Annotated in this window: 20 protein-coding genes and 3 tRNA genes; 14 read left to right on the forward strand and 9 right to left on the reverse strand. The window is 52.1% G+C overall.

What is annotated here, in order from left to right:
* Positions 1 to 10: 10 nt before the first annotated feature.
* Positions 11 to 73 (reverse strand): DUF1661 domain-containing protein, encoded by a 63-nt coding sequence (locus F452_RS13410; protein ID WP_394358162.1) that lies wholly within the window; start codon positions 71 to 73, stop codon positions 11 to 13.
* Here F452_RS13410 and F452_RS13415 point away from each other — a divergent pair.
* From F452_RS13415 to F452_RS0108465, 9 genes are all read left to right on the forward strand, one after another.
* Positions 60 to 380, forward strand: a complete 321-nt coding sequence (locus F452_RS13415; protein WP_394358163.1) for a DUF1661 domain-containing protein — start codon at positions 60 to 62, stop codon at positions 378 to 380. The genes F452_RS13410 and F452_RS13415 overlap by 14 nt on opposite strands.
* 419 nt (positions 381 to 799) lie before the next feature.
* Positions 800 to 875 (forward strand) — tRNA-Gly (locus tag F452_RS0108430).
* A gap of 86 nt (positions 876 to 961) precedes the next feature.
* A tRNA-Leu gene (locus F452_RS0108435) sits at positions 962 to 1,044 on the forward strand.
* A gap of 37 nt (positions 1,045 to 1,081) precedes the next feature.
* Positions 1,082 to 1,165 (forward strand) — tRNA-Leu (locus F452_RS0108440).
* A gap of 122 nt (positions 1,166 to 1,287) precedes the next feature.
* Positions 1,288 to 4,146, forward strand: a complete 2,859-nt coding sequence (gene uvrA / locus F452_RS0108445; protein ID WP_018965772.1) for an excinuclease ABC subunit UvrA — start codon at positions 1,288 to 1,290, stop codon at positions 4,144 to 4,146.
* A gap of 27 nt (positions 4,147 to 4,173) precedes the next feature.
* Positions 4,174 to 4,428: a GlsB/YeaQ/YmgE family stress response membrane protein gene (locus F452_RS0108450; RefSeq protein ID WP_026292322.1), complete on the forward strand. Its 255-nt coding sequence runs from the start codon at positions 4,174 to 4,176 to the stop codon at positions 4,426 to 4,428.
* Between the two features lie 88 nt (positions 4,429 to 4,516).
* On the forward strand, positions 4,517 to 4,771 hold the full coding sequence (locus F452_RS0108455; protein WP_018965774.1) for a GlsB/YeaQ/YmgE family stress response membrane protein: 255 nt from the start codon (positions 4,517 to 4,519) through the stop codon (positions 4,769 to 4,771).
* A gap of 167 nt (positions 4,772 to 4,938) precedes the next feature.
* Positions 4,939 to 5,958: an NAD-dependent epimerase/dehydratase family protein gene (locus F452_RS0108460; protein ID WP_018965775.1), complete on the forward strand. Its 1,020-nt coding sequence runs from the start codon at positions 4,939 to 4,941 to the stop codon at positions 5,956 to 5,958.
* Positions 5,959 to 6,230: 272 nt separating this feature from the next.
* Positions 6,231 to 7,847, forward strand: coding sequence for an ABC-F family ATP-binding cassette domain-containing protein (locus F452_RS0108465; RefSeq protein ID WP_018965776.1), 1,617 nt, complete (start codon positions 6,231 to 6,233; stop codon positions 7,845 to 7,847).
* A 131-nt stretch (positions 7,848 to 7,978) separates the two neighbouring features.
* Here F452_RS0108465 and F452_RS0108470 read toward each other — a convergent pair whose 3' ends face one another.
* From F452_RS0108470 to F452_RS13420, 3 genes are all read right to left on the reverse strand, one after another.
* Positions 7,979 to 8,923, reverse strand: a complete 945-nt coding sequence (locus F452_RS0108470) for a 2-dehydropantoate 2-reductase (protein ID WP_018965777.1) — start codon at positions 8,921 to 8,923, stop codon at positions 7,979 to 7,981.
* 13 nt (positions 8,924 to 8,936) lie between these two features.
* Positions 8,937 to 14,654 (reverse strand): alpha-2-macroglobulin family protein, encoded by a 5,718-nt coding sequence (locus tag F452_RS0108475; RefSeq protein ID WP_018965778.1) that lies wholly within the window; start codon positions 14,652 to 14,654, stop codon positions 8,937 to 8,939.
* A gap of 73 nt (positions 14,655 to 14,727) precedes the next feature.
* Positions 14,728 to 14,937, reverse strand: a complete 210-nt coding sequence (locus F452_RS13420) for a DUF1661 domain-containing protein (protein ID WP_230587310.1) — start codon at positions 14,935 to 14,937, stop codon at positions 14,728 to 14,730.
* Here F452_RS13420 and F452_RS12900 point away from each other — a divergent pair.
* The 5 genes from F452_RS12900 to F452_RS0108495 all read left to right on the forward strand — a co-directional run bounded on the left by F452_RS12900 (position 14,869) and on the right by F452_RS0108495 (position 20,240).
* Positions 14,869 to 15,057, forward strand: a complete 189-nt coding sequence (locus F452_RS12900) for a hypothetical protein (protein WP_039443708.1) — start codon at positions 14,869 to 14,871, stop codon at positions 15,055 to 15,057. The two genes, F452_RS13420 and F452_RS12900, sit on opposite strands and share 69 nt — an antisense overlap.
* A gap of 32 nt (positions 15,058 to 15,089) precedes the next feature.
* The gene (gene ruvX / locus F452_RS0108480) at positions 15,090 to 15,506 is read left to right on the forward strand and encodes a Holliday junction resolvase RuvX (RefSeq protein ID WP_018965779.1); all 417 of its coding nucleotides are present in this window, start codon (positions 15,090 to 15,092) and stop codon (positions 15,504 to 15,506) included.
* Positions 15,507 to 15,612: 106 nt separating this feature from the next.
* Positions 15,613 to 16,182, forward strand: a complete 570-nt coding sequence (def, locus tag F452_RS0108485) for a peptide deformylase (protein WP_018965780.1) — start codon at positions 15,613 to 15,615, stop codon at positions 16,180 to 16,182.
* Positions 16,183 to 16,218: 36 nt separating this feature from the next.
* On the forward strand, positions 16,219 to 18,306 hold the full coding sequence (locus tag F452_RS0108490) for a tetratricopeptide repeat protein (RefSeq protein WP_018965781.1): 2,088 nt from the start codon (positions 16,219 to 16,221) through the stop codon (positions 18,304 to 18,306).
* Positions 18,303 to 20,240: an ABC-F family ATP-binding cassette domain-containing protein gene (locus tag F452_RS0108495; protein ID WP_018965782.1), complete on the forward strand. Its 1,938-nt coding sequence runs from the start codon at positions 18,303 to 18,305 to the stop codon at positions 20,238 to 20,240. Before F452_RS0108490 ends, F452_RS0108495 begins: the two co-directional genes overlap by 4 nt.
* A 246-nt stretch (positions 20,241 to 20,486) precedes the next feature.
* Here the strand turns inward: F452_RS0108495 and pflA are convergent, their stop codons facing one another.
* From pflA to F452_RS0108520, 5 genes are all read right to left on the reverse strand, one after another.
* Positions 20,487 to 21,227, reverse strand: coding sequence for a pyruvate formate-lyase-activating protein (gene pflA / locus F452_RS0108500; protein ID WP_033317177.1), 741 nt, complete (start codon positions 21,225 to 21,227; stop codon positions 20,487 to 20,489).
* Between the two features lie 199 nt (positions 21,228 to 21,426).
* Positions 21,427 to 23,661 (reverse strand): formate C-acetyltransferase, encoded by a 2,235-nt coding sequence (gene pflB / locus F452_RS0108505; protein WP_018965784.1) that lies wholly within the window; start codon positions 23,659 to 23,661, stop codon positions 21,427 to 21,429.
* A gap of 181 nt (positions 23,662 to 23,842) precedes the next feature.
* On the reverse strand, positions 23,843 to 25,132 hold the full coding sequence (locus tag F452_RS0108510; protein ID WP_026292323.1) for an MFS transporter: 1,290 nt from the start codon (positions 25,130 to 25,132) through the stop codon (positions 23,843 to 23,845).
* 35 nt (positions 25,133 to 25,167) lie between these two features.
* On the reverse strand, positions 25,168 to 25,920 hold the full coding sequence (locus F452_RS10880; protein WP_018965786.1) for an NAD(P)-dependent oxidoreductase: 753 nt from the start codon (positions 25,918 to 25,920) through the stop codon (positions 25,168 to 25,170).
* A gap of 3 nt (positions 25,921 to 25,923) precedes the next feature.
* A partial coding sequence (locus F452_RS0108520) for a transposase (RefSeq protein WP_018965787.1) occupies positions 25,924 to 26,166 on the reverse strand: 243 nt, incomplete at its 5' end.

Genomic DNA, 26,166 nt, shown 5'->3' on the forward strand with positions numbered 1-26,166 from the left:
GTTTGGTGTGCTAAAAAACGTGGCGCGAGATTTTTGGAGTTTTGGTTCGGGAAGTAAAAATTTCTCGCGCCAAAACGAAAAACTTCTCGCGCGAGATTTGCAGGATTCTGGCGCGACAATTCAGTGGTTTTCGGTGCGTAAACTTCCATTCGGAAAGGGAACGAAGATATTTTGCTCTTGATCTTGTGATTTGGGCACACTACAACATTCGATTCCTGTGTATTTTCTGCACATTCCACCTTGAACCGCAGGAAGTACAATCCTCACCTCCTTGCACTTCAATAAAGTCACACAAAGAAGCAAACAACAAAATCAAACACCTCAAACACTTATCTACTGAAAAAATATTTTTTCACAGTGTTTTTCCACAACCCAATTAACTCTTTATTCAATCTCCCCTTTCCACCCAACGGAGTCTTTCATACAATCCGCTTAGTTGGTTTTCCAACTCCTCAATATTTCTGTCTGGTAGGAGTCCTCTATTTTCCCTAATAATGTCCTCTAAATTCCTGATTTTAGATTTTAGAAAACGAATATCTTCTTCTCGTGAGCTCATGTCTTATTGATTACAATGTTTGTTTTGAAATATCTCTCGAAACTAAAGTACAGATTTTTCTCACTCCTTTTCTAACGAATGCTGAAAAAGTTAACACACGGAAGAGTTGTGAAAATTGATTTCCGGCTCTGCTCGATCTCCCCCTCCCACCGGTCCGACAGAGACTGATGCCCGCTTTCGTCAAAAAAGAGGGAGTGAAACGCTTGTGCAACTGAAAAAAGATACTACCTTTGCATCGCAATCGCGGAAGTAGCTCAGTTGGTAGAGCATAACCTTGCCAAGGTTAGGGTCGCGGGTTCGAGTCCCGTCTTCCGCTCCAAGAGGCAGTAGGCATGCGGCCTATGGCAGTCTCCTCATCCTGAAAAAGGGTGCATCTTTCCAAGAAAGATCGGTCGATAAACAGACGCCCGGGTGGCGGAATTGGTAGACGCGCTCGTTTCAGGTGCGAGTGTTCAAAAGACGTGCAGGTTCGATTCCTGTCCCGGGCACCGACTATCGAGGGAAAGACAAACAAAAAAACAATTTGCGCGGGTGGTGGAATTGGTAGACACGCTACTTTGAGGGGGTAGTGCCGGTTACGGTGTGTGAGTTCAAATCTCATCTCGCGTACTTCAAGAAGAGGATGTTCATTCGGTTGAGCGTCCTCTTTTTTTGTTTGAAGAAAGAGCCAATCGGCGTCAAACCGCACGAAATAGGTATCTTTAGTCTTTGTAAAATAAAAAACAGGCAGAATGAAGCAGCAGGAAAGCGAGCATCCCACAAGTGGCGAAGCCATCATCATCAAAGGGGCGCGCGTCAATAATCTGAAGAATATATCGCTGGCTATCCCGCGAGGCAAATTGGTCGTGGTGACCGGTTTGTCCGGTTCGGGCAAGAGTTCTCTTGCTTTCGACACGCTCTATGCGGAAGGTCAGAGACGCTACGTGGAGAGCCTGTCTGCCTATGCGCGCCAGTTTCTGGGTAGGATGCGCAAGCCTGAGTGCGATCTGATCGCCGGCGTCCCCCCTGCCATCGCCATCGAGCAGCGCGTGGTGAGTCGCAATCCGAGGAGTACCGTAGCCACATCGACCGAGATATACGAATACCTGCGTCTGCTTTTTGCTCGTGTGGGCAAGACCATCTCCCCGACAAGCGGAGAGGAGGTGAAGAAGCACACGGTGGCCGACCTGGTCGCTTACGTTTCCGATAGACCCGTCGGCTCCAAATTGTATCTTCTGGTAGGGCTGCAAGCTCCTCAAGGGCGCAGTCTGCGTGAGCACTTGCAGATCCAACAGCAGCAGGGCTATACGCGCGTTTTCGTAGCCGGGGAGATGAAGCGGATCGAGGACATTTTATCGACCGAAACCGATTGCCCCGATACGACCTCCTGCTTCCTGCTGATCGACAGGCTCGCGGTGGCAGAGAATAAGGCGGACTATGAGTCGCGTCTTGCGGATTCGGCCGAGACAGCTTTTTTCGAAGGAAACGGGGCATGTCTGCTGCGGATCGAAAGTCCGGATGGAACGGTGGAGGAACGGATGTTCAGCAATGTATTCGAAGCTGACGGACGCACCTTTCAAGAGCCGAGTCCGGAGATGTTCAGCTTCAACAATCCTATCGGGGCATGCCCTACTTGCGAAGGCTTCGGGAAGGTAATGGGGATCGACGAAGATCTGGTGGTGCCGAACAAGTCGCTCTCCGTCTATGAAGAATGTGTGGCTTGCTGGATAGGACCCAAGTCACAGATGTGGAAGGACTATTTCATCCAAAAGAGTGCCCCCCTGGGCTTTCCCGTACACAAGCCCTATAAAGAGCTTTCTGAAGCAGAGCGAGAGATGCTCTGGCGCGGTGTACCCACGGGAGAACCGGACTACCCGAGTGTCGGCATCAACGACTATTTCTCCATGCTGCAGCGAGAGATGCACAAGATTCAGAACCGCGTCCGACTGGCACACTTTCGTGGCAAGGCCACCTGTCCCGATTGCCGTGGGATGCGACTCAAGCCGGATGCTCTGTGCGTGAGGATCGGCGGACGGAACATATCGGAACTGACGGCTCTGACCGTGGAGGAGGCTTCGGCATTTTTCGAGGGGCTACAGCTATCGGAAGACGATCTACATATAAGCAGACGGCTGCTGGAGGAGATAGGCAAGCGGCTACGCTTCCTGCTCGAAGTGGGATTGGGGTATCTGACGCTTGACCGCCTGTCCAATACGCTCTCGGGTGGAGAGAGCCAGCGCATCAGTCTGGCTACGCAGCTCGGCAGCAGCTTGGTGGGTTCGCTCTACGTGCTGGACGAGCCGAGTATCGGTCTGCATCAGCGAGATACGCATCGGCTTATCGGTGTGCTGAAGCGACTGCGCGATCTGGGCAATACCGTTGTGGTCGTGGAGCATGACGAGGAGACAATCCGGTCAGCCGATTATATCATCGACATAGGGCCGAAGGCCGGCCGTCAGGGTGGCGAAGTGGTCTATGCCGGCGAATATGACCGCATAGACATGGATACTCCGGGCTACACAGCGGCTTATCTGACAGGACGGGAGAAGATCGAAGTGCCACGGCTGCGTCGTCCGTGGAGTTCCTATATAGAAGTGCGAGAGGCCTCGAAGCACAACCTGAAAGGAGTGAATGTGCGCTTTCCGCTGCACGTACTCACGGTGGTGACCGGTGTGAGCGGATCGGGAAAGAGTACCTTGGTGCGCGATCTTTTCTACGAAGGAGTGAAAAGAATCCTCGAAGGAGGCAATACACAGGGACTAGCCTGTGAGGGCATCATCGGAGACCTCAAGTCTATCCGAGACATTCAGTACGTGGATCAGAACAATTTCGGCCGCAGTACTCGCTCCAACCCCGTCACATACATTGGGGCCTACGACGATATTCGCAAGCTCTACAGCGCATTGCCGCTGTCCAAGCAGATGGGCTACCAGCCCTATTTCTTCAGCTTCAATAAGGAAGGTGGCCGCTGTGAGGCCTGCAAAGGAGAGGGCAGTATCGTGGTGGAAATGCAGTTCATGGCCGATATAGTATTGGAGTGCGAAGAGTGCCACGGCAAACGTTTCCGCAAGGAGATTCTCGATGTGGAGTACTCCGGTGCTAATATCTACGACTTGCTGGAGATGACGGTCAATCAGGCCGTTGAATTTTTCACCGAACATCCGAAAGCCGGCTATACGGACAAGATAGTGGAGAAGCTCGAATGTCTTCGAGAGGTCGGACTCGGGTATCTCAAACTGGGACAGAGCAGCAGTACTCTATCCGGTGGGGAAAACCAGCGCGTCAAGCTGGCTGCATATCTGGGACAAGCCAAACCCGACCCCACGCTTTTCATCTTCGACGAACCGACTACGGGCTTACATATCCATGATATTCGTACCTTGCTGCACGCACTGAACGCGCTTATCGACAAAGGGCATTCGGTCGTGGTGGTAGAGCACAATATGGAGATGATCAAGAGTGCCGACTGTATCATCGACTTAGGCCCTGAGGGGGGAGGAGCCGGTGGGTATTTGGTGGCTTCGGGCACACCCGAAGAGGTGATGCGCTGTCCTACTTCCTATACGGGAATATGGCTCAAAGAGGTATTGGCGAGCGAACAAAACACTTAGCGTACCAATTATAATAATGAATACAATATGATAGGATCAGTATTAGCTTCAATTTTTATCGGCGCTTTGGCCGGTTATATAGCAAGTAAATTACGGAGAGGAAAGTCATTAGGCTTATTTCTCAATATTCTTATCGGTTTGATCGGCGGTGTCCTGGGCGGATACCTGCTGAATTTAATAGGTGTATATAACGGTGGATCATTCTTGGCCAGACTTGCCACGTCTACACTCGGGGCCATCGTTCTATTGCTGCTGGCCGACCTCTTCAGCAAAAAGCGTTGAGCGTCATCGGCTATCTGTTTAGCGATTGGGGGGGTGCAGCGCCCATTGCTTATATCATTTGGGTGTCTAATTATAAAAATGAATTGAAATGTTAGGATCAATCTTAGGCTCGATTATTATAGGTGGTTTAGCAGGTTTTATAGCAAGTAAGTTACGAAAAGGCCGGTCGTTGGGCTTATTGCTCAACATCATTGTCGGCCTGGTCGGTGCTGTTTTGGGTGGTTTTGTGTTGAGTATTTTAGGCTTTTCGGACGGTGGATCTTTTTTGGCAAGGCTTGCCACGTCTACGCTCGGAGCCATCATACTGCTGGCGATCGTAGACTTCTTCGGCGGAAAGCGGTAGGAGGGGATCATTCCCAAGGGCAAATACAATCGAGGAAAAGGCTGCGCACGGCAATCCTGTGAGCCACATTGCGCCTGTGCTCAGCCTTTTCAGCTTGGAAGCTATTGCCTAATTCCTTATATTTGAACTCACAATAAACATTAATTCCTTACAGACGAAAAACAGTTATGGCTAACAGGATAAAAGTTCTTCTGACAGGTGCCGGCAGTGCGCTGGGAAGAGAGATCTTGGCTCAACTCCTCACAATGCGCAAGGTCTTCGAAATTTCCGTTTTGGACATCAAGCGCGGGCATACGATGGCTTTCTTCGAAAAGTACAAGAAGGAGATTCATATTTTCTATGGAGACTGTTCGATACAGGACAATTCTGTAGAGGCTTGTAAGGGACAGGATTTTGTGATTCATTGCCAAAGTCTGGAGAAGGCCAATGCCGACAAGCGTCTTCGCTTGGCCGAGGACGTCAATACGATGGGTACGCGCTACATCATAGAGAATCTGGAACGGTTCTCCCCCGGCGCTTATCTGCTATATATTTCTACGGTAGGGGTATATGGCGACAGACTGAAAGCACCTATGATCAGTGCGGACAATATGACCTGCCCCTCCATGGGCGACTACGATGCTCTGACCAAGCTGCAGGCCGAAAAGCTGGTGCAGGAATCTAGCCTCGAATGGACTATCTACCGCCCGGGCATCATCCTCGGACACGACTCGTCCCTGCTGAACAGCTCGGTATTCTGTATGCCGCTGGCTACGCGTTTCGAGACGGTCCATATCCGCGACCTGGCCTCTGCTTGCGTCAAAGCCTACGAGCATAAGGCTTCCCTCTGGGGACGCACATACAATGTGGGAGGGGGCGAAACCTGCCGCATCGTTTACTCCGACTATATCCGTCGCCTGTTCAAGTTGCTCAGCCTGGGCTACCCGGAGTTTCCGGACAGAGCCTTCGCTACGCGCAATCGCTTCGGGGGGTACTTCGCCGATGGAGATGCACTGGAAGCGATCCTGCACTTCCGCAGTCATACGTTAGACGACTACTTTAAGGAGTTGGCATACCAACAGCCTATTCTGAAAAAGCTGGCTAACAAGATATTCGGCGGTATGCAGCGAAAGAGTCTGGAGGGCAAAAGTGCTCCGCTTCGGGCGATAAAAGAGAACGACAAAGCCAAAAAGAAGTACTACTTCTAATAGCTGGCCCTCTTTCCCTCATACGACATAGAGGCGGTGTATCAAGATTGCTTACGCGACAGCAATCTTGTCGCATCGCTTTCTGTTTTCAATAAAGTGCCGAGCCTAAACTTCCGTGTGCCTACGATTCTTTACAGCCATACTTTCAGGGGATGGGAGTTAGTCTCTTTATTTTCAGTAATTTTGTCGCTCGAAAAATATAATCAGGGGGAAAACAACTACTCCGCACCCTCTCGTTCGGAGATTCCCCGACACGAATCAAGCATATAATAATGATTACAGTCAATGACCTGAGTGTCCAGTTCGGCAAGCGAATACTTTTCCAAGACGTAAACCTCACTTTCACCCCCGGTAACTGCTATGGTATCATCGGTGCCAACGGCGCGGGCAAATCCACTATGCTGCGCGTGATCAGCAAGCAGCTCGATCCTACACGCGGGACGGTAACCTTAGGACCGGGCGAGCGTCTTTCAGTGCTGAGTCAGGATCACTTTGCTTTCGATGAGAATACAGTGATGGATACCGTGCTGATGGGGCACTCCGTCCTCTGGGCTATCATGGAGGAGAAGAATGCGCTCTACGCCAAACCGGACTTCAGCGACGAAGACGGCACACGCGTGGCGGAGCTGGAGGACAAATTCGCCGAAATGGAAGGCTGGAATGCCGAGAGCGATGCAGCCATGTTGCTGAGCGGACTTGGCATCAAAGAGGATCTGCACTATATGCTGATGAAGGATCTGAGCGGAAAGCAAAAGGTGCGTGTATTACTGGCGCGCGCCCTATACGGTAAGCCCGACAACCTTCTGCTCGACGAGCCGACGAACGACCTCGACCTCGAGACCGTTTCTTGGTTGGAAAACTATCTGAGCAACTTCGAAAACACTGTGCTCGTCGTAAGCCACGACCGCCACTTCCTCGATTCGGTTTGTACTCACACAGTGGACATCGACTTCGGTAAGGTGCAACAATTCAGCGGCAACTACAGCTTCTGGTACGAATCCAGCCAGCTCGCTCTGCGCCAGCAACAGCAGCAAAACAAGAAGGCAGAAGAGAAGCGTAAGGAGTTGGAAGAGTTTATCCGCCGCTTCAGTGCCAACGTGGCTAAGAGTAAGCAAACGACGAGTCGCAAGAAGATGCTCGAAAAGCTCAACGTCGAAGAGATTACTCCCTCTTCCCGTCGCTATCCGGGTATTCTCTTTACACCCGGTCGCGAACCCGGCAATAAGATTCTGGAAGTAAAGGGGCTGACGAAGAGTATCGAGGGACAACTTCTTTTCCGTGATCTGAATTTCAATGTCGAAAAGGACGACAAGATTGTCTTTATCAGCCGAGATCCTCGTGCGATGACTGCCCTGTTCAGCATTATCAACGGAGAGATGACGCCCGATGAAGGCACTTACGAATGGGGGCAAACCATTACCACAGCTTATTTGCCGTTGGACAACTCGAGCTATTTCAATACGGATCTGAATCTCGTGGAGTGGTTGTCCCAGTTTGCCAAGGACACGAACGAAGTTTATCTCAAAGGCTTCCTGGGCCGTATGTTGTTCAGCGGAGAGGAGATTCTCAAAAAGGCATCCGTTCTCTCCGGAGGGGAGAAGATGCGCTGTATGATCTCCAAGATGATGATGCTGGATGCCAATACACTCGTTTTAGACACGCCGACCAACCACCTCGACCTCGAGTCCATTCAGGCATTCAACAATACGCTCAAGACTTATCGCGGCAATGTTCTCTTCGCCAGCCACGACCATGAGTTTATCCAGACGGTGGCCAACCGTATCATCGAGCTGACACCGAATGGGATCATAGACAAGATCATGGACTACGATGACTACATCACCGATCCGATCGTAGCAGAGATGCGCCAGAAGCTATACGGCCAATAAGTCTCGCTCGGTCACGACGAGACGTACAAGCAAACGAGAGGGGAGACAAACCCGAAGCAAAGCAGGCTGTTGCAGCCATTATGCTTCTCAGGTTTGTCTCCCCTCTCGCTTTATCTATCGTTTTCTTCGGATCAGCTCGCTGTTCGACTTACCAACTCCCTGTACATCCGCTTATACACCGGCAGATCCACACGGAGAGCTTCGGCCTCACGCACGACATAGCCGGTCAGCGTCTCCACCTCCGTGGATCCGCCCCGCAAGAAATCGCTGTGCATAGACGAAGTACTTTCGGGAGGCATCTTCCGCTGTTTGTCCAGTAGCTGTTGGACTACATCGTCCGGGACTTGCCCGTATTTGGCACGGAAAAGCTCGGCCACCTCTTCCAATAAAGACAGCAGCTCAGGCTCGTGCTCGGTCAAAACAGAGCCGATAGGCTTATCGAAGTAGGCCGTAGCGGTAGCCGTTACGGAGATCATCATGAATTTCTTCATAATGTACCAATCGATGTCGGTCGGATTATATGCACGAATACCCGCAGCAGTAAGCAGTTCGGCAAGGCGCACCTCATCATCCGTCTGCTCGGGAAGTCCCGAACCGAAATAGAAAAGTTCGCGATCAGCCTCCAGCGTGATTAAACCGGGAGCACTCTTGCGAGCAGAAATATAGACACATCCTTTCCATACGACCGTATCGGGCAGATAGGTACGCATGCGTTCGGCTATGTCTGCACCGTTGAGCAAGGGCAGGATCTTCGTGTTCGGCCCGATCATCGGACGGATTTCTGCTACTCCCTTCTCCATGTCATAGTCCTTGGTACAAAAGAGGATATAATCGACCGTGCCGACTTCGGCAGGATTATCCGTGACGCAGGTAGGAGGAGCAAGGAAATCTCGTGAGGGAGTGACCACTCGCAGACCTCCTGCCGCACGGATGGCATCCAAATGCGCTCCGCGTGCGATCCATGAAACTTCGAGGAGACCGTCCATCGTGGCTGTATGGAGAGCAAGCATGGCTCCGTAGTAGCCACCTACCCCACCGAGTCCGAATACGGCGATTTTGATTGGTTGTTGGTTCATTTGCTTCTTTAGTTTATTGAGTATTGGCGACCGGAACTGTCTGCAGCTGTCTGCCACCATCCGTATGACCGGTAAACTCCGGCGCATAGGCACTGCTCACGGTAGCGATACCCGAGGCATAAGCTCCCGAACGAACCACAACGGTGGAGTATTGGAGCTTGTAGGATCCTCTTACCAGACGGTCGAAATAGAAACGCGTGCTGCTATCCTTTATTTCCCTGTAGTAGAACGTTCCGGCTGCATAATCATAACCGGAAAGTTGGCCGATAGGTTCCACCGCAGCCGCTCGCTTATCCGTCAGGACGATAAAATCCATATCGCGATCAAGCGTAATGGTCAGTTGCGTCACGAGCCGTTTGCCAACTTCCAGCCGATCGTCCTCTTGCAGAGGAATGAGTGTTAGCTTGCCATCTATCACCTGCTCGGAGAAAAGCTGCTTCTCCACCGACAGGCCATTACCCGTAGCCACGAGATCCGCTACCGGCGCATCGTATTCTGCCAGGAAAGAAGTCCATGCAAAGCCTTTGCCCGAACGAGCAAGTTCTGCACTTAGTTTGCCTTGCGGAAGATCTTCCACCGCAGCTATCCTACTCTCGCCTGCACCGGCAAATGTGCCCGACAAGGCAGGTATAGGAGCTTGGACAGACACAGTAGCCTCTTCCATTTGTTCTTTTCCTGCACCTAACAAGAGAGCATATACCGCATCGGAAGAAGCCGGCAGACTCGGCCAAAGCTGAGTTCTTTTCTGATTGAGGAGCCACATCTGCAAGCCTTCGATACGAGAGCTGTCCTCAGGTGTACCGATACGAGCGAAGGCTTCGATCGCCTCCGTCTGCATACCATAGCGACGGTCGCACCAGTAATAACCGCCTGAAGGCAGTGCAAAGTGCGCGCCCTGATCCGGTGTGCGGATGATATGCTCACGGATAGAACGGAGGAAATCATCGGCCAGTGCCTTACGCCCTACACCGTGGAGTACGATGGCAGCTCGCGGCATATCCAAAATGGAGATATGCGGAAGGGATCGGAAGAGTATATCGAGGAAATACTTGCGGGCAGCATGACCGCGAGAGCCGGGGGCGCGACTGTCGAGCGTAAGCAGATAGAGATAGTTGAGTGCTCGTTCCGGCAGTATTTTGTACTTACTCTTGGATTTCTTTTCGTATTCCTTCATTCTATCCATCAGTCGTGAGGCAGCATCATCGAGAGCATTCCACCCCATACGCTTCACCGCCTGAAACACCTTATGCTCCGGTGCAGCGGTAAGAGCGGAGAGACGTACCAGCATCGTCATCACATAGTCCGTCAGATAATCGTTGGATGACATCTCAGGATGCCAAGCCCACGAACCGTCAGACTTTTGCAGCCTTTTCAGTTTGTCAGTCAGCATCTGCTCCGTCCATGTCAGACGATCCGAAGCCACGAGAGCCTGCAAACGCTGACGATTGTTCTGTTCGGCCAGCATCTCCGCACGCCAAGGCAATTCGTCCGAGGACAAGGGCGATTTTTGTAAAGCGAGTGTATCCAAAGGCTGCGCCAAGTAGTGCCGCAAACTCTCACCCAAAGCAGGAGCATGCAGCAAGCGACCCGAAACGAGGGCAGCAGCAATACTATTGGCATAAAGAGCCGAAGCCACCGAAACGGCATCTTCCTCTTGTACATCAGTCATCACGGGCAAGGCCTGTACGGCCACCCAAAGCGGATTGCTCACCACCTGAAGAGCCATTGTACCCATAGCCGGTCTGCCGTTGCGATGGGGGAATAGACTATCCAGATCCACCGTTTGGGACTGTCCGCCGTAGAGAATCAGCGGTATGGTCTCCACCACTCGCTCCGTAGCCGGCAGTTGCACGATCGAGTGTTGCTCTCCATCGCTGAAGTCTTGGCTTTCGGCTAAGAAACGTACACCCAGAGCATCATATCCGGAGACAGGATCGAGCGGAAACGACACCGTAACCGTACCACCGGCTTCCACCGAGAACGGAAGCCTCTCGCCGCCCAATAGCTTGTCGGTAGCAGGGTCGAACAGTTCCATGCGGACGAAGCCCTGCTGCACCGTCTCGCTCTCGTTCCGAATCGAAGTCGAAGCCGTACCCTTGTCACCCATTCTCAGGAATCGTGGCAAATTGGGTGTAAGCATAAAGTCTTTCCGCACCTCCACGCTTTCCTCTTTCATGCCCAACCGCATATCCTTCGTATGTGCAAAGAGGAGCAGGTGCCAGCGTGTCAGTGTCTCCGGCAGGGTGAAAGACCAAGAAACTTCACCCCGTTCATCGGTCAGCAACGCCGGCTCGAAGAATGCAGTCTCAGCGAAATTGACACGCACGGAGGATTCTTGAATCCGGGATTCCTTCGATTCGGGTTTTGCTTCATTTACGGCATCTGCCCGAGCAGCTTCCACCGCCATCGGGAAAGCATCGACCGATTTGGCTCGCGAAACTCCATATCCCAATATCACCGGTTCATCATAATAATCCGAAGACACATATCTATAACCGGTAGCAGACCAGAGACAGAGTTGGGGAGTTTTGAAAACAGGGTGTTTGAAACCGACTTGCACGTAAGAATCCTCCACAGATCCCGACACCCGATACCCGCTATTCGGGAAAGACAACCTAATCAAAGAAGCCGGAGAGTCGGCAAAAGAAAAGAATCGGGAGGAGAAAACAGAACCATGCACGATCTTATCAAGAGCAGCATCGTACATCCAAGCAGCCATCATGGTGTGGGAGAGCGGTTTGCCCTCTGCATCGGCGAGACGGAGCTTCCATGTCTCTTTCTCGCCGGGTCGGAGCTTGTCGCGGAAAGTACTCCACGACATCTTTATCTCTCGCTTGGGCAGTCTGCGTTCCAGATCTATGCTTCGACTATACAGCTTCCCTCCGTATACATAATAGAGAGAAACATTCATACTCTCCGGCAACGGAGCTGCCGGAAGCATCGGCACTATCTCGACGATCTCACCCGGCCGGCAAGCGATCATCTCCCTTTCGATGAATCGGCCTGCCTGAGTCAGGTCGTAGAACAGATACAACTCCTGAGCATCCGCATCCTTGGGAGTGGCACCGACCAGGATGCGGGCAGGGCGCTGACTGTCGTATTTCTCCTCCGCCACATATGTCCAAAGACCTTGGGAGGGATTCGACAACTGACGGTCTTTCGGACGGAAGAGATAAATGTCCTTCGTAACACAGTCGGAATCCTCTCCGCCACTCTCGCCAAAACGCAATCGGTACTGTCCCGAAGGCAACTTGCCCCATTCGGCCGGAGCAGGCGTCACCACACCTGAAGCTGCGGTATAAAGCCGACCGATACGTTCATTGTTGCTATCGCACAGGAAGTAAGCGATGGATCCCTGCACCGTCTGTCCGGAAGTATTGGTAAGGGTGAATGTCAGATCCGGCAGATCGGTGGCAAGCCAGTTGTCTTCGTTGGCACGAATATATTTACCCACTTGGACATCCACCCTCTTGGGTTCTTTTCCCACGGGTATTCGGAGTACGGCGGTCTGCGTCTCGCCACCGGGGGCGGTCACATCTGCCGATAGCGTGTAGAGGAAGTAGGAATAGTCTTCCCGCCCTTCCGGCCGAGACAGCGAAACAGGTATGACGAAGTACCCCGATTCATCGACCACTGCCTCACCGGTCTGTACGATCTTATCGGCCACAGGCCTACCCCACCACCAACGCGTATAGGGGGTCAGGCTGAGCCGGTAGTTCACCGTAGCTCCTCGCATACCGATTCCGGTAAAGGTCTTGGCTTCGCCCCGTATGCGGAGGGAGTCGCCCATAGCGTATGCAGCATCGGGACTCCGGAGACCGACTTCGAATGTAGGCCGCTTGTACTCTTCCACACTGAAGGGATATGTATTCCCCTCCACTCGTAGTGCGAACAGGCCATTCAAGATCCCTGCCGGGAGGTCGAAGCTACCGGAGAAACGTCCCATCTCATCTGCCTTGCATAGCAGCCGACCGATCTCCTTGAAGTTAGCATCTTGCAGCACGACTTCAACTTCCGATCCACCGATGGCACGTGCGTCCTCCACGGCATAACCTATCCGGTCGCACTGCCCGAAGAAAAGGACTCTCTGCCCGGGACGATAGATGGCGCGATCCGTGGAGACAATATACTTGCGCTCATTCTTCTTGGAAAGATCCACCTGATCCTGTTTGTAGGTGTAAGCAGAAACAACGGGATGCGAGCGGTCACCGTCGGTATAGGGGAAGAAGCAATTGTAGCTTTTCGGCAGATCGATCCGGCCATACCGATCCGTGGGAGAAAGGGTATGAACCGATGGGCCTGTAGAATAACGCATGGAAGCATCCACCGATGCGCCCTCCACGGGCTTGCCCGTCAGCGCATCGAGTACCTGCACACCCGGCATGGCCTGCTGAGCGAGGAAGAAGAGATCCGATACATGGAGCAGATTGTATTGGGGCACCGGCTTGGTCTCTTCGAGTACACACTGCTCTGCCGAGGCTTTCACCAGATAGACCCCCTTGGGCAGATCCGGAAGTGTACAGCGGATCGAATCCATTTTCATATCGGCCCGGCCCTGTGTCCGGATGCTTTCCGTCCAAACAGGTGTTCCTTTCGCATACGAGTGCAGATCCTCCTGCTTTATACCAGCAGCTTGCAAGGCATTCATTTTCAGTCTGTACAGACTGATGAGGACAGAGCCGACATTGCGCGATGCGATCCGCATGCTCTTCGGGAGACGTGTATGCAGCCGGAGGGGATAGTCGCACTTGACGAAAGAAGCCAAAATACGCGAAGCCCGAGAGCTTTTCAGCAGGTTGATACGAGGAGCCTCCGGATACTTGGACAGATAGCTGTTGCACAGATCGAGAGCAGATACATACTCCTCTTCATTGCAGTAGGCATTCACTCGTCTGTCCACCATACCGATTACATCGGGGAGATCCGAATACGCTGCTATCAGCTCGTCCATCCGACGACAGGAAGCTGCATCATCGAGCTTTCGACACCGCTTCTCGTAGTCCAATCGGTCGGTCTCCATCTCGAGCTGCTCACGTCTGCCAGAGAGATAAGATGCTGCTTGGCGCAGTTCCTGTTCGAGAGCATGCGAAATCTTTTCGTCAGCTTCCGAACTGCTACCGACAGCAAGGGCAAGGACGGATATACAGCTCTGATAGAGCGAACGGGGAGGTGCATCACATTTTTTCGGTTGGGATTCGAACAAAGGACGGAAGTCCTCCGTTCGGGCTTGCAGGAGGGCTTTGCGATAGGAGAGGAATGCATCGAAATCTCGCAGGAAAGCGTCTTCGAACTGCTTTTCGCTCCATAGGCTCAGACGATTATCTTTCGGATTGCCTTGGACTGCATCCATCATATACGCAGGCCTGAACTGTCCGTATAGGACGTACATTCTCAGTCGCATGAAGAGAATCATGGCCCGATCCACAGGCCTGAGCCATGAGGCCTGCATGAGTTTGTCGAGGTCGTTCATCAACGGCTCCTCGGGATAGTCGTTGATGTCGTTCTCCGGATCGTCATAGAGGAACATGCTGTGCAGAAGCATGGGCACATCACGGCGAGATTCGGCCATCACCCTGATCTTCTTCAGCGTCTCGGCCACCTTGCGCGGACGGCGTTCCTGACGGTATTGTTCCAGCTCCTTTTCCAAGGTAGCATAAGGATTCTGTGCATTCATTGCAGTAAGACCGATAGTCAAAGCAAGAAATAGACTGAAGATAACTCGTATGTTCATCGTACTGTCGCTTTGGTATTTGACATATTACCCCAAATATATGGAAAGTATTGTCTCGTTGTAAACCAGCCTGTTATCGAATATCCACCCTGTCCAATGAGGCTGACACCGCCACGGGATGCAGTCCGCACACCGAGGTTCGGGCGAGAAGGCTTTGCCCCCTTAGGCGGCAGGGCGAGAGAAAAACAAAAATGGTGCGTAAAAAACGTGGCTTATGGTGGTGAAAAACGTGGCGCGAGATTTTTTTCGTTTTGGTTCGGGAATGAAAAATTTTTCGCGCCAAAACGAAAATGTTTTGGCGCGTGTTTTCAGTAATTGCGGGGCGGCAATTCGGGCGTTTGTGGTTCGTGTTTTTTCGGTTCAGGAATGCGCTGCAGAATCCAAAGGGAATCGAAAAGAATAGAACTGGCTTTAGTTTCGTATTTTTGCACGGATATGGGACGAATACTGGCTATCGACTACGGACGCAAAAGGACGGGACTTGCCGTCACCGACCCGCTGAAAATCATTCCGGGCGGACTGACCACAGTACCCACCCATACGCTGCTGGACTTCCTGCGCGACTATGTCGGTCGGGAGCCGGTGGAGCGTTTTGTGCTGGGACTGCCGCGCCGGATGAACTACGAAGAGTCCGAATCGATGTCCTATATCCGCCCCTTTGCCGTTAAACTTGCCCAGGCCTTCCCCTCTATACCTATAACGTACGTGGACGAACGCTTCACTTCGCGCATGGCGCAGAGAGCCATTCTGGAGGCCGGGATAGGCAAGATGAAACGGCGGGACAAGGCACTGGTGGACGAGGTCAGCGCAGTCATCATCCTACAGTCGTATCTGGACAATCCCGAGAGATGAACGAGACGATCCCCCCTCCCCTGTTTTGGGACGGGGTGGTAGCGATCCCCACCAAAAGACAAGAGAAAAGACAATCACAAAGACACAACGACTATTCAATAGAATCATGTTTCTTCCCATCTACCTATACGGACATCCGGTGCTGAGAAAAGTAGCAGAAGATATAACTCCGGACTATCCCAAACTGAAAGAGCTGATAGCCAACATGACGGAGAGCATGTACCACTCCGACGGCATCGGCTTGGCAGCTCCTCAAATAGGCTTGCCCATCAGGGTGCTCGTGATCGATGCCGATCCGCTGAAAGAGGATTACCCCGAATGTGCCGGATTCAAGCGCGTGATGATCAACGCCCATATCGAAGAGCGAGGCGAAAATCTCTGCACCGAATACGAAGGCTGCCTCAGCCTTCCGGCCATACACGAGAAGGTGGAACGCCCCACCTCCATCCGCATTCGCTATGTGGACGAGGACTTTCAGCCGCACGAAGAGGTGCTCCACGGCTTTGCGGCAAGAGTGGTACAGCACGAATACGACCATATCGACGGGAAGCTCTTCATCGACCACATCAGTCCGATACGCAAGCAGCTGATCAAAGGGAAGCTGCAAAATATCATCAAAGGCAACGTGCGGACTTCGTACCGCGTAGTGACAGCTCCGACCGGCAAAAAGCGGTAAGCCGTAGCCGAATCCATTTCTCCCCGGTTCCTGATTATGACATTCAAACGCTCCTTATTCTTCCTCCTGCTCCTGCTCTCTGTGGCTACAGCTCGGGCGCAGATAGACGTCGATCGGGTGATCACGATCGGGCGCAACGCTCTCTACTTCAACGACTACGTGGTGAGCATCGGGTACTTCAACCAAGTGGTAGGCCTGCGCCCATGGATGGCCGAGCCTTACTTCTATAGGGGAATAGCCAAGATCAGTCTGGAAGACTATACAGGGGCGGAAGCCGATGCTTCGGCCTGCCTGCAGCGCAATGCGCTCATCCCCAAAGCATATCTTCTTCGGGGCGTGGCACGGCAGAATCTGGGCAAGATCGATTCGGCCATTCAGGACTACCGCCGCGGATTGGAGCTGATGCCGAACGATGAGGGCATGCTGGTGAATCTGACCGGAGTGCTCACCGACAGCAAACGCTACGCCGAAGCACGGGAAAGGGTAGCCGAGCTGCTCAGATTCTACCCCAAAAGCAAGCAGGCACATATAGCTCTCAGCGCAATAGAGCTGGGCGAACAGGATACCGTGGCAGCCATTCGCGAACTGAACGAGGTGCTTCGGATGGACTCTCTCTTCGCTCCTGCCTATTCGCAGATGGCCATGCTGCACCTCAAGAGCAAGCGCAATGCAGAGGCTATGGCAGCTCTGGACAAAGCCATAGAATTGGAGCCGAGCGAACTGTCCAACTATATCAACCGCGGTGTCATCCGCTACCAATCGAACGACTTGCGTGGAGCCATGGACGACTACAGCCACGTCGTTCGCCAAAAGCCGAACGACAAGCTGGCACGTTTCAACCGTGCCTTGCTCCGCTCCTACCTCGGCGACGTGAACAATGCCATCGAGGACTTCGATGTGGTGATCCGTCTGGAGCCGGAGAACTATCATGCGCTCTACAACCGTGCCATCCTCCTTGCGCAGATCAACGAGAACCGAAAAGCCATCGCCGACTTCGACAAAGTGCTGGGGCACTATCCCGACTTTGTCGTGGGCTACTATGCTCGCTCCCAAGCTAAAAAGGCATTGGGCGACACTCGCGGAGCCGAACGGGACTACTGGCGCGCCTTCGACATAGAGAAAGCGGCACAGGGCAAGACCAAAAACACGAAAAAAAGCAGCTCTTCGACTTCAGCCAAAGAGACACGTGAGGACAGCGACGAAACGATAGAGAAGTTCAACCTGCTGGTCGTATCCGAGAAATCCTCCGAGAAACGCACACGCTATTCCAGTCGGATACGTGGGCGGATTCAGGACAACGACGTAGAGGTACAGCCTTCGCCGCTATTCGTCCTCAGCTACTACGAGCAGTCTTCTTCCGATGAAGTGCCGCGCATCTACTATTCGGAAGCCATTACCCGCTTCAACGATAAGAAGGTTCTGCCCAAGCGACTCAAGCCGATCAACCGTGAGGTGGCTCTGAGTCAAGAGCAGGTGGCCTATCACGAACAGGACATAACGGAAATATCAGAGAGGACTGCCGGCAATGCCGACATGTGTTTCCGCCGTGCTTTGGACTATATGCTGATACAGAATTTGGAGCAGGCTATCGCCGATTTCGATCAGGCCGTAGAGCTGAACAAGCAGTTTGCCCTCGCATACTTCGGACGAGCCATAGCACGTGCCAAGCTGATCGAGGCCCGTCAGGGAGCCTCCTTTATCCACCAAGAGGCCGAAACGGTGAATGTCACGACAAAAGCTCTGATCACGACACCGCGAACCAATGCGATGGGCGTACCGGTGGCAGCCGATGCCCCTGAGCGTAAGCCTGCCATATCGGATGTGGACGGTGAGCTGGTGATGCGCGATCTGAACCGCACGATCGAGCTGGATCCGGATTTTGCCTACGCCTACTACAATCGTGCCATACTACTGGCCAGACGAGGCGATACGGATGCTGCCCTGTCGGACTACGACCGCGCCATCAAAGCCTATCCGGAGTTTGCCGATGCTTATTTCAATCGCGGTCTGCTGTTGCTTTCGCGCGGAAAGGCCAAAGAAGGCATCGCCGATCTGAGCCGGGCAGGCGAATACGGCCTCTACAAGGCGTACAACATCATCAAACGAATGAGCGCGAAGTCATGATCTCCGTCAATAATCTGACTGTCGATTTCGGCATCCGTCTGCTCTTCGATCAGGTATCATTCGTCATCAACAGGCGCGACCGTATCGCCCTTGTAGGGAAGAACGGTGCCGGCAAGAGTACGCTGCTCAAGCTGATTGCCGGCATGGAAGAGCCGACATCCGGACACATAGCACGCCCCAAGGGGATCCGCATAGGCTACCTGCCGCAGGTGATGCGTTTACAGGACGGACGCACGGTTTACGAAGAGGTCGAACAGGCTTTCAACGATATTCGCCAAATAGAGGTAGAGGTACAGCGTCTGTCCGATGAGATGGCCGGACGTACGGACTACGAATCGGAGGACTATATCCGGCTGATAGAGCATTATACGAATATGAGCGAGACCCTCTCTCTCATGCAACAGGGCAACTATCATGCCGCGATCGAACAGACCCTGATCGGATTGGGCTTCGGCCGGGAGGACTTCCACCGCCCCACAGCCGATTTCAGCGGAGGATGGCGTATGCGGATAGAGCTGGCCAAACTCCTGCTCCAACGCCCCGAAGTATTGCTGCTCGACGAGCCGACCAATCACCTCGACATCGAATCCATCGGCTGGCTGGAGCAGTTCATCGCCACCAATGCAGGAGCCGTTATCCTCGTATCCCATGACAGGGCATTCATCGACAATACCACGACACGCACTATCGAAATAGAACTGGGACATATATACGACTACAAGACCAACTACAGCCACTATGTGGAGCTGCGCGAAGAGCGACTGCGGCAGCAGCTGCGAGCCTATGAGAATCAGCAGAAGATGATCCGCGATACGGAGGACTTCATCGAACGATTCAGATACAAGGCCACAAAGTCCGTACAGGTACAGAGCCGCATCAAGCAGTTGGAGAAGGTGGAGCGCGTGGAGATAGACGAGCGGGATCGTTCGGCATTTCACTTCCGTTTCATTCCGGCACAGCCTTCCGGTAGTTATCCGCTAATAGTGGATGATTTGGCCAAGGCTTATGGCGATCATCGGGTATTTTCCGGAGCCACATACACCATCGAAAGAGGCGAAAAGGTGGCTTTCGTAGGCAAAAACGGTGCCGGCAAAAGTACCATGGTCAAGTGTATCATGGGAGAGCTGACAGACTACACCGGCAAGCTCGAACTGGGGCACAATGTGGAGCTGGGCTACTTTGCCCAAAACGAAGCCCAGGAGCTAAGGGGGGATCTCACCGTATTCGACACGATAGACCGCGAGGCTGTGGGCGACATCCGTCTGCGTCTGAACGATTTGCTCGGGGCTTTCCTCTTCGGAGGCGAAGCATCGGAGAAGAAAGTAAGCGTTCTGAGCGGAGGAGAGCGAGCACGATTGGCTATTATCAGGCTTTTGTTACAGCCGGCTAACTTCCTTATTCTCGATGAGCCGACCAATCACCTCGATATGCGCTCGAAGGATGTACTGAAAGAAGCGATCAGGAACTTCGATGGGACGGTGATCGTAGTTTCTCACGACCGCGAGTTCCTCGATGGGCTTGTCAGCAAGGTGTATGAATTTGCCGATGGACGGGTGAACGAACACCTCGGAGGCATATACGACTATCTCCGGACTCGCCGTATGCAGACACTGACGGAGCTGGAGCGAACCACTACGATCGAAACCAAAAACACACGGGAGGCGATACCCGAAACGGAAGCCAAAGCGGACTACCGTCGGCAGAAAGAGGTAGCCAAACAGCTGCGTACACTGGAGCGAAGCGTAGCAGCCTGCGAGGAGCGGATCGGAAAATTGGAGTCGGAATTACAGGCAATAGAGGTGCAACTGCAAGATCCGAAGCATGCGACCGATGCGAATCTGTTCGAGCGATACGCCGGCACGAAGCAAGAACTCGAAAAGGCTATGGAAGATTGGGAACAGGCTTCCGAAGCGTTATCCGAGGCCCAAGGATAATTTCAATGTCTCCGCCCCTTATCTCCTCGCCACCTTTCCCAAAAGACGATCTCGCTACCAATCCATAGAAGCCGGGACGACCTTTCACATTCGTCCGAACACCTTTGATTTTCGCACCGTCTTCATCTCCTTTTTTCGGGTTGTAAGTACAATGAAGATCCGTAAAGCGGTAGAAAAGGGTTCTTCGGATTATTCTGGAAGGTTCAAGAATGGACTGCTCCGAAGAAGATAAAGGGAAAAAGCGTGCTACTGGGCCCAGACACAAGGGAAATAAGCCTCCAATCGATCCACAATTTGATCTATTTCCTCATGGCTCGGCTCCCGGACACCATCCAGTTGGTATTCCCAACCAAGAGCTTCGTATTTGTGCTTCCCGTAGGTATGATACGGCAATACTTCTACACGATCGATATTGGAGAAGCGAGAAAAGGCCTGTCCCAGTCGATCTATGTCTTCCGGCGAGTCGCTATAGCCGGGCACAACGACGTAACGCAATCGAACCGGTTTCTTCATCTCCGACAGCAGCTCGGCAGTCTTCAGGGTAACGGTGTTCTGCCGGCCGGTAAGAATGCGGTGACGATCGGCATTGAGCTGCTTGCAATCGAGAAGAACCATATCTACAGTTTCGAACAGGACTTGTGTATCACGATTCATGATACTGCCGTTCGTGTCGATACAGATGTGGATGCCGTTGAGCTTCAGCTCTCTACAGAGGGGAATGAGGGCCTTGGCCTGTAGTGTAGGTTCTCCGCCTGAGAAAGTGATGCCACCGCGACGGCCGAAAAAAGCTTTTTCGGAGAGTGCTCGGCGGAGGATCTCATCGCCGGGCAGGAACTTGGTCTTTTCACATTGCCGAGCGATTGTATCCGGATTGGCGCAATAGAGACAGCGGAAATTGCAGCCCTGCAGGAAGGCCACAAGACGTAATCCGGGACCGTCGAATGTCCCCATAGATTCGAAAGAATGGACGCGTATTACAGGGAGCATATTTCGTTTTTCGTCATTTGTTTTGGAAAAGTATGTAGAGGCTGCATCGGGCTTTCATCCTGCCCGACACAGCCTCTTTGAAAGGTTTTGGGGATATTCTCCTTGTTATCCGAGATGGCTTTCTAAGAGATCCCCGACGATCCGAATCGGATCGGTCTTGTTTTTGCCGAATGGAATTCTGCTTGGAGGCAGCTATCCGTTAGCGCATTCTCTGGTGGAAGCTGCGAGAGATTACCTCCAGCTGGTGCTCACGAGAGAGACGTACGAAGTTCACGGCATAGCCACTTACTCGGATAGTCAGCTGCGGATAGTTCTCAGGATGTTCCATGGCATCCATAAGCATATCGCGGTTCAGTGCATTCACGTTGAGGTGGTGTGCGCCCTTAGAGAAGTAACCGTCCATCATGCCAACGAGGTTTTCCACACGCTCTTCCTGATTGGATCCGAGTGAATGGGGTACGATCGAGAAGGTGTTAGAGATACCATCCTCTGCATCGCGATAGTCCAACTTGGCAACGGATGTCAGCGAAGCAATGGCTCCATTCTCGTCACGTCCGTGCATGGGATTGGCTCCAGGAGCAAAGGCTACGCCCTTGGCGCGTCCGTCGGGAGTAGCACCCGTCTTCTTGCCATACATGACGTTGGACGTGATCGTGAGCACTGAGAGAGTGGGTTGTGCATTCTTGTAGATAGGAAGCTCCTTGAGCATCTTAGAGAAGAGATGCGTTACTTCCTTCGCTATCATATCCACGCGGTCATCGTCATTGCCGTAGCAAGGATATTCGCCTTGGGTGTCGAATCCCTCAGTAAGCCCTTCCGCATTCCGGTGTGGAGTCACCTTGGCATATCGTATGGCCGAGAGCGAGTCTGCTACGATGGACAAACCTGCTGCTCCATAAGCGAGATTGATAGTCGGATCCGTATCGATAAAGGCCATTTGTGCACGTTCGTAGTAATACTTGTCGTGCATATAATGGATGATATTCATGGACTCATTGTAGACACGTGCCACCTGCTTAAGTACGAGCTTATAGTTAGCCATCACCTCATTATAGTCCATCGGCGATTGATGCTTGAGCGCAGGTATGCCCGGAATCATGAGCGTTCCAGTATTCTCGCAGCGACCTTCATTGATAGCCAGCAAGAGGGCTTTAGCCAAGTTGGCACGAGCTCCGAAGAACTGGATCTGCTTGCCAATCTCTTGGAAAGATACGCAGCATGCGATACCGTAGTCATCGGAATTACGAGTTGAACGCATCAGGTCATCGTTTTCATATTGGATAGAAGACGTGTCGATAGATACTTGTGCACAGAAATCCTTGAAGCCCTGCGGGAGATCCAAGCTCCAGAGTACGGTGATGTTGGGTTCGGGACTCGGTCCGAGATTGTAGAGCGTCTGGAGGAAGCGGAAGCTGGTTTTGGTCACCTTGTGACGACCGTCTGCCAATCTACCTCCGATGGCTTCAGTTACCCAAGTGGGGTCGCCGGCAAAGATGTCGTTGTAAGACTCCATACGCAGGTGACGTACCATGCGCAGTTTGATCACGAATTGGTCTATCAGTTCCTGTGCATAGCTCTCATCGATAAGACCTTTGTCGAGATCGTGGCTGATATAAATGTCGAGGAAGGAAGACACATTACCAAGACTCATGGCCGCACCATCCTGCTCTTTCACTGCTGCCAGATAAGCGAAATACACCCATTGAACAGCTTCCTGTGCGGTATAAGCGGGGCGGCTCACGTCATATCCGTAAGTGGCGGCCATATCCTTGATCTCATGGAGGGCACGGATCTGCTCGCTCACCTCTTCACGCAGACGAATGCGCGCCTCTGTCATCGGACCGGTCAGATCGTGAAGGTCTGCTGTCTTGGCTTCTACAAGACGGTCGATACCGTAAAGGGCCAAACGACGATAGTCACCGATCACACGACCACGTGCGTAATTGTCAGGCAGACCTGTCAAGAATCCAAGTGAACGGAAAGAACGGATTTCTTCCGTATAGGCATCGAATACCCCGTCGTTATGCGTCTTGCGATAATGTTTGAATATCTTTTCTACTTCCGGGTCCATTTCCAACCCGTTTTCGTTAAGAGCTTTTTTAACGACCTGATAGCCTCCGAACGGTTTCATGGCACGACGTAGTAGAGCATCTGTCTGAAGGCCTACGATGGTCTCATTATCGCGATCGATATAGCCGGCTGCGAAAGCATTGATTCCTGATACGGTGTGAGCATCGATAGAGCGTACTCCATTGTTGGCACGTTCTTCTGCCAAAGCTTTCACACAGGCATCCCATACCTTTTTGGTTCGTTCCGTAGGAGGACAAAGGAATGAGGCATCTCCATCATAGGGGGTAACGTTATGGAGGACAAAGTCGCGAACGTTAATTTCGTTCTGCCAAAGTCCTGGCTTGAAATCTTTAGTTTCAGTCATTTTTTCTAATAGTTAAGCAATGGTTACGTTTATGATTTTTCTCATTTCGCGGACGAAGATAGTAAGAAGATTGAGGAGATAATGCAGTCTGCAATCCCCTTTTATAGGTAAAATGCAAAACAGCTCTGCACCACCGTGCAGAGCCGTTCTACTCATTTGTCTGAAAATGTGAAACTTACGATCAAGCCACGGGAATATCCTTATTTACATTGCGATAGCCTGCCAAAGCATAATAAAGCAGAAATACCAATGACAAAACGATCACCCAGTAGCTATTGATATAGCCGACCCAGTCTGCAAAATAACCTTGGATCAGAGGCAAAATACCTCCACCGCAAACCATGACCATAAAGAAGCCGGAAGCTGCTTCGGTATATTTCCCGAGACCTTCCACCGCGAGGTTGAAAATACCTCCCCACATGACAGAAGTACAAAGACCGCAAAGCACAAGGAAAACGATACTCATCGGTATGGTGTTAAGGCCGAATGATATATCAGAGCGGAAAACCGGCATAGAGGCTTGTAGTCCGATCGGGGTAAAGATAGCAGCCAGGACGAGAATTATTCCCAATGAGGATACAAAAGTCAGCATAGCCTTACTGGAGACTTTTGCCCCCACCGCAGCTCCGACCATGCGTCCGATCAGCATCAGGAACCAATACGTCCCTACGACAGAGCCGGCAATCGTAGCATCAAAGCCCAAGCCACCTTTGTCGAGAGAGGAAGTCATGTACTTATTGATAAAATCCTGAATGCTTACTTCTATCCCCACATAAAGGAATATGGCTATCGTACCCAATACGAAATGACGGAAGGCAAAAGGACTATGCGGCAGCTTCTCCGTACTGCTGTTTTTCGTGACGGCCGGCTCGGGAATATTGACGAAATAAAGCACTACAAATGCAAGTGCAAAAATGCACATGGCCAAGATAATAGCAGGATAAGCCTGCTTGATATTGGCCTGCTGTACATTGCTGCCGATAAAATAGCCTACGAGCACAGGGACGAGCGTTGCCATCAGGGAGTTGAAAGAACCTCCCACCTGAATAAGTTGGTTGCCTCGGTTGCCACCTCCGCCCAACGTGTTGAGCATCGGATTGACTACCGTATTGAGCATACACATGGAGAAACCGGCCACGAATGCACCGGTCAGATAAACAGCAAAGCTGCCCATCTCTCCGGACAGGAGTTGTATCCCTATACCAACAAATCCGACAGCAATGGCCGACAAGGCTGTCTGCTTATAACCGATTCGCTGGAGCAGCATTCCCGCAGGATAGCCCATAAAGGCATAAGCGATGAAATTGGCAAAATAGCCGAGTGTGGCCATGAAGTTGGATGTCTGAAACTGATTTTTGACAATGACTCCCATCGGACTAGCCAGACCTGTGACGAAAGAGATCATCCCGAAGAGGGCGATCATCATGATAATGGGCAGAAGAAAGTTTCTGTTCTGTTGAGTTGTATTCATCTTCTATATGGATTAATTAGTTATTGCAGACGGAATCAGTTTACACGGCTGATGGGACGATCGCCTTGCAAAAAGCCAAGGACATTATCGCAAAGCTCATGTACCATATCGACACGAGAGTCATAGGTTTGGGTTCCGATATGAGGCGTCAGACTGACGTTGTCCATCGTGAAGAGTTCGGGGGAGGGTATGTCGTTATTCTCGAACACATCCAGTCCGGCAGCTGCAATACGCTTTTCACGCAGTGCCTCTACCAAAGCTCGCTCGTCCACCACGGCGCCACGAGCCGTATTGATCAGTATAGCCGTGGGCTTCATCATCGAAAGCTCCGCTGCTCCGATCAGGTGTCGGGTATCAGGAGTCAGAGGAGTATGAAGCGAGAGGACATCGGATTGGCGAATCAGATCGTCTTTCTCAGCAAAGGTGACCCCCTGAGCCTTCTCTTCGGCTTCGCCCAGTCGAGTACGCTTGTTGTAGAGGACGTTCATCCCAAACGCCTTGCATCGGCGGGCTACTGCCGCTCCAATATTGCCATATCCCAAGACACCCAAAGTCTTGCCGTAGAGGTTTACTCCCAAACGACAGAGACGTCCCCGCCCCACCGCTTCGCCATCGTGGCGGAAAAGTCTGTCCCACTCGGCAATACGGCGTGTACAGCTTAGGAGCAACGCCAACGCCAGATCCGCGGTAGGCTCTACTACCGCACGCGGAGTATTCGTCACAACGATACCTTTCGACGTGGCATATGCCACGTCGATATTGTTGTAACCGACAGCATAGTTAGTCATCCCTTAAAAAGCATTTGCAAGAGAGAAGTCATTCATCGATGGTCTCTCGCTTAGCTTTTCGCTTATTATTTTGAGCAGGTGCAAAAGAGCCTTCATGGCTCTTTTGAAGTTGTAAGCAGCTGCTGCCAATAGTATGTTCACAGCATCCCCAGCCAATCCCTTGTAAAAGTTGCGGCCTAAACGATGATCTGATTTCAAGTGTCCGATGGTGGGTTCTATGCCTGCTCGCTTGCAGAATAGTTTGTG

Origin of the sequence: Porphyromonas gulae DSM 15663 (assembly GCF_000378065.1) — a bacterium.
GTDB classification, from domain to species: Bacteria; Bacteroidota; Bacteroidia; order Bacteroidales; family Porphyromonadaceae; genus Porphyromonas; species Porphyromonas gulae.

Excerpts from the sequence above, each read along its gene's own strand:
- F452_RS0108470 (WP_018965777.1), bottom strand. The coding sequence starts at position 8,923 with ATGAACCAACAACCAATCAAAATCGCCGTATTCGGACTCGGTGGGGTA.
- F452_RS0108450 (WP_026292322.1), top strand. The coding sequence starts at position 4,174 with ATGATAGGATCAGTATTAGCTTCAATTTTTATCGGCGCTTTGGCCGGT.
- F452_RS10880 (WP_018965786.1), bottom strand. The coding sequence starts at position 25,920 with ATGACTAACTATGCTGTCGGTTACAACAATATCGACGTGGCATATGCC.
- F452_RS0108455 (WP_018965774.1), top strand. The coding sequence starts at position 4,517 with ATGTTAGGATCAATCTTAGGCTCGATTATTATAGGTGGTTTAGCAGGT.
- F452_RS0108465 (WP_018965776.1), top strand. The coding sequence starts at position 6,231 with ATGATTACAGTCAATGACCTGAGTGTCCAGTTCGGCAAGCGAATACTT.
- uvrA (WP_018965772.1), top strand. The coding sequence starts at position 1,288 with ATGAAGCAGCAGGAAAGCGAGCATCCCACAAGTGGCGAAGCCATCATC.
- def (WP_018965780.1), top strand. The coding sequence starts at position 15,613 with ATGTTTCTTCCCATCTACCTATACGGACATCCGGTGCTGAGAAAAGTA.
- pflA (WP_033317177.1), bottom strand. The coding sequence starts at position 21,227 with ATGCTCCCTGTAATACGCGTCCATTCTTTCGAATCTATGGGGACATTC.
- F452_RS0108460 (WP_018965775.1), top strand. The coding sequence starts at position 4,939 with ATGGCTAACAGGATAAAAGTTCTTCTGACAGGTGCCGGCAGTGCGCTG.
- pflB (WP_018965784.1), bottom strand. The coding sequence starts at position 23,661 with ATGACTGAAACTAAAGATTTCAAGCCAGGACTTTGGCAGAACGAAATT.
- F452_RS0108510 (WP_026292323.1), bottom strand. The coding sequence starts at position 25,132 with ATGAATACAACTCAACAGAACAGAAACTTTCTTCTGCCCATTATCATG.
- F452_RS0108495 (WP_018965782.1), top strand. The coding sequence starts at position 18,303 with ATGATCTCCGTCAATAATCTGACTGTCGATTTCGGCATCCGTCTGCTC.
- F452_RS12900 (WP_039443708.1), top strand. The coding sequence starts at position 14,869 with ATGGTGGTGAAAAACGTGGCGCGAGATTTTTTTCGTTTTGGTTCGGGA.
- F452_RS0108490 (WP_018965781.1), top strand. The coding sequence starts at position 16,219 with ATGACATTCAAACGCTCCTTATTCTTCCTCCTGCTCCTGCTCTCTGTG.
- F452_RS0108475 (WP_018965778.1), bottom strand. The coding sequence starts at position 14,654 with ATGAACATACGAGTTATCTTCAGTCTATTTCTTGCTTTGACTATCGGT.
- ruvX (WP_018965779.1), top strand. The coding sequence starts at position 15,090 with ATGGGACGAATACTGGCTATCGACTACGGACGCAAAAGGACGGGACTT.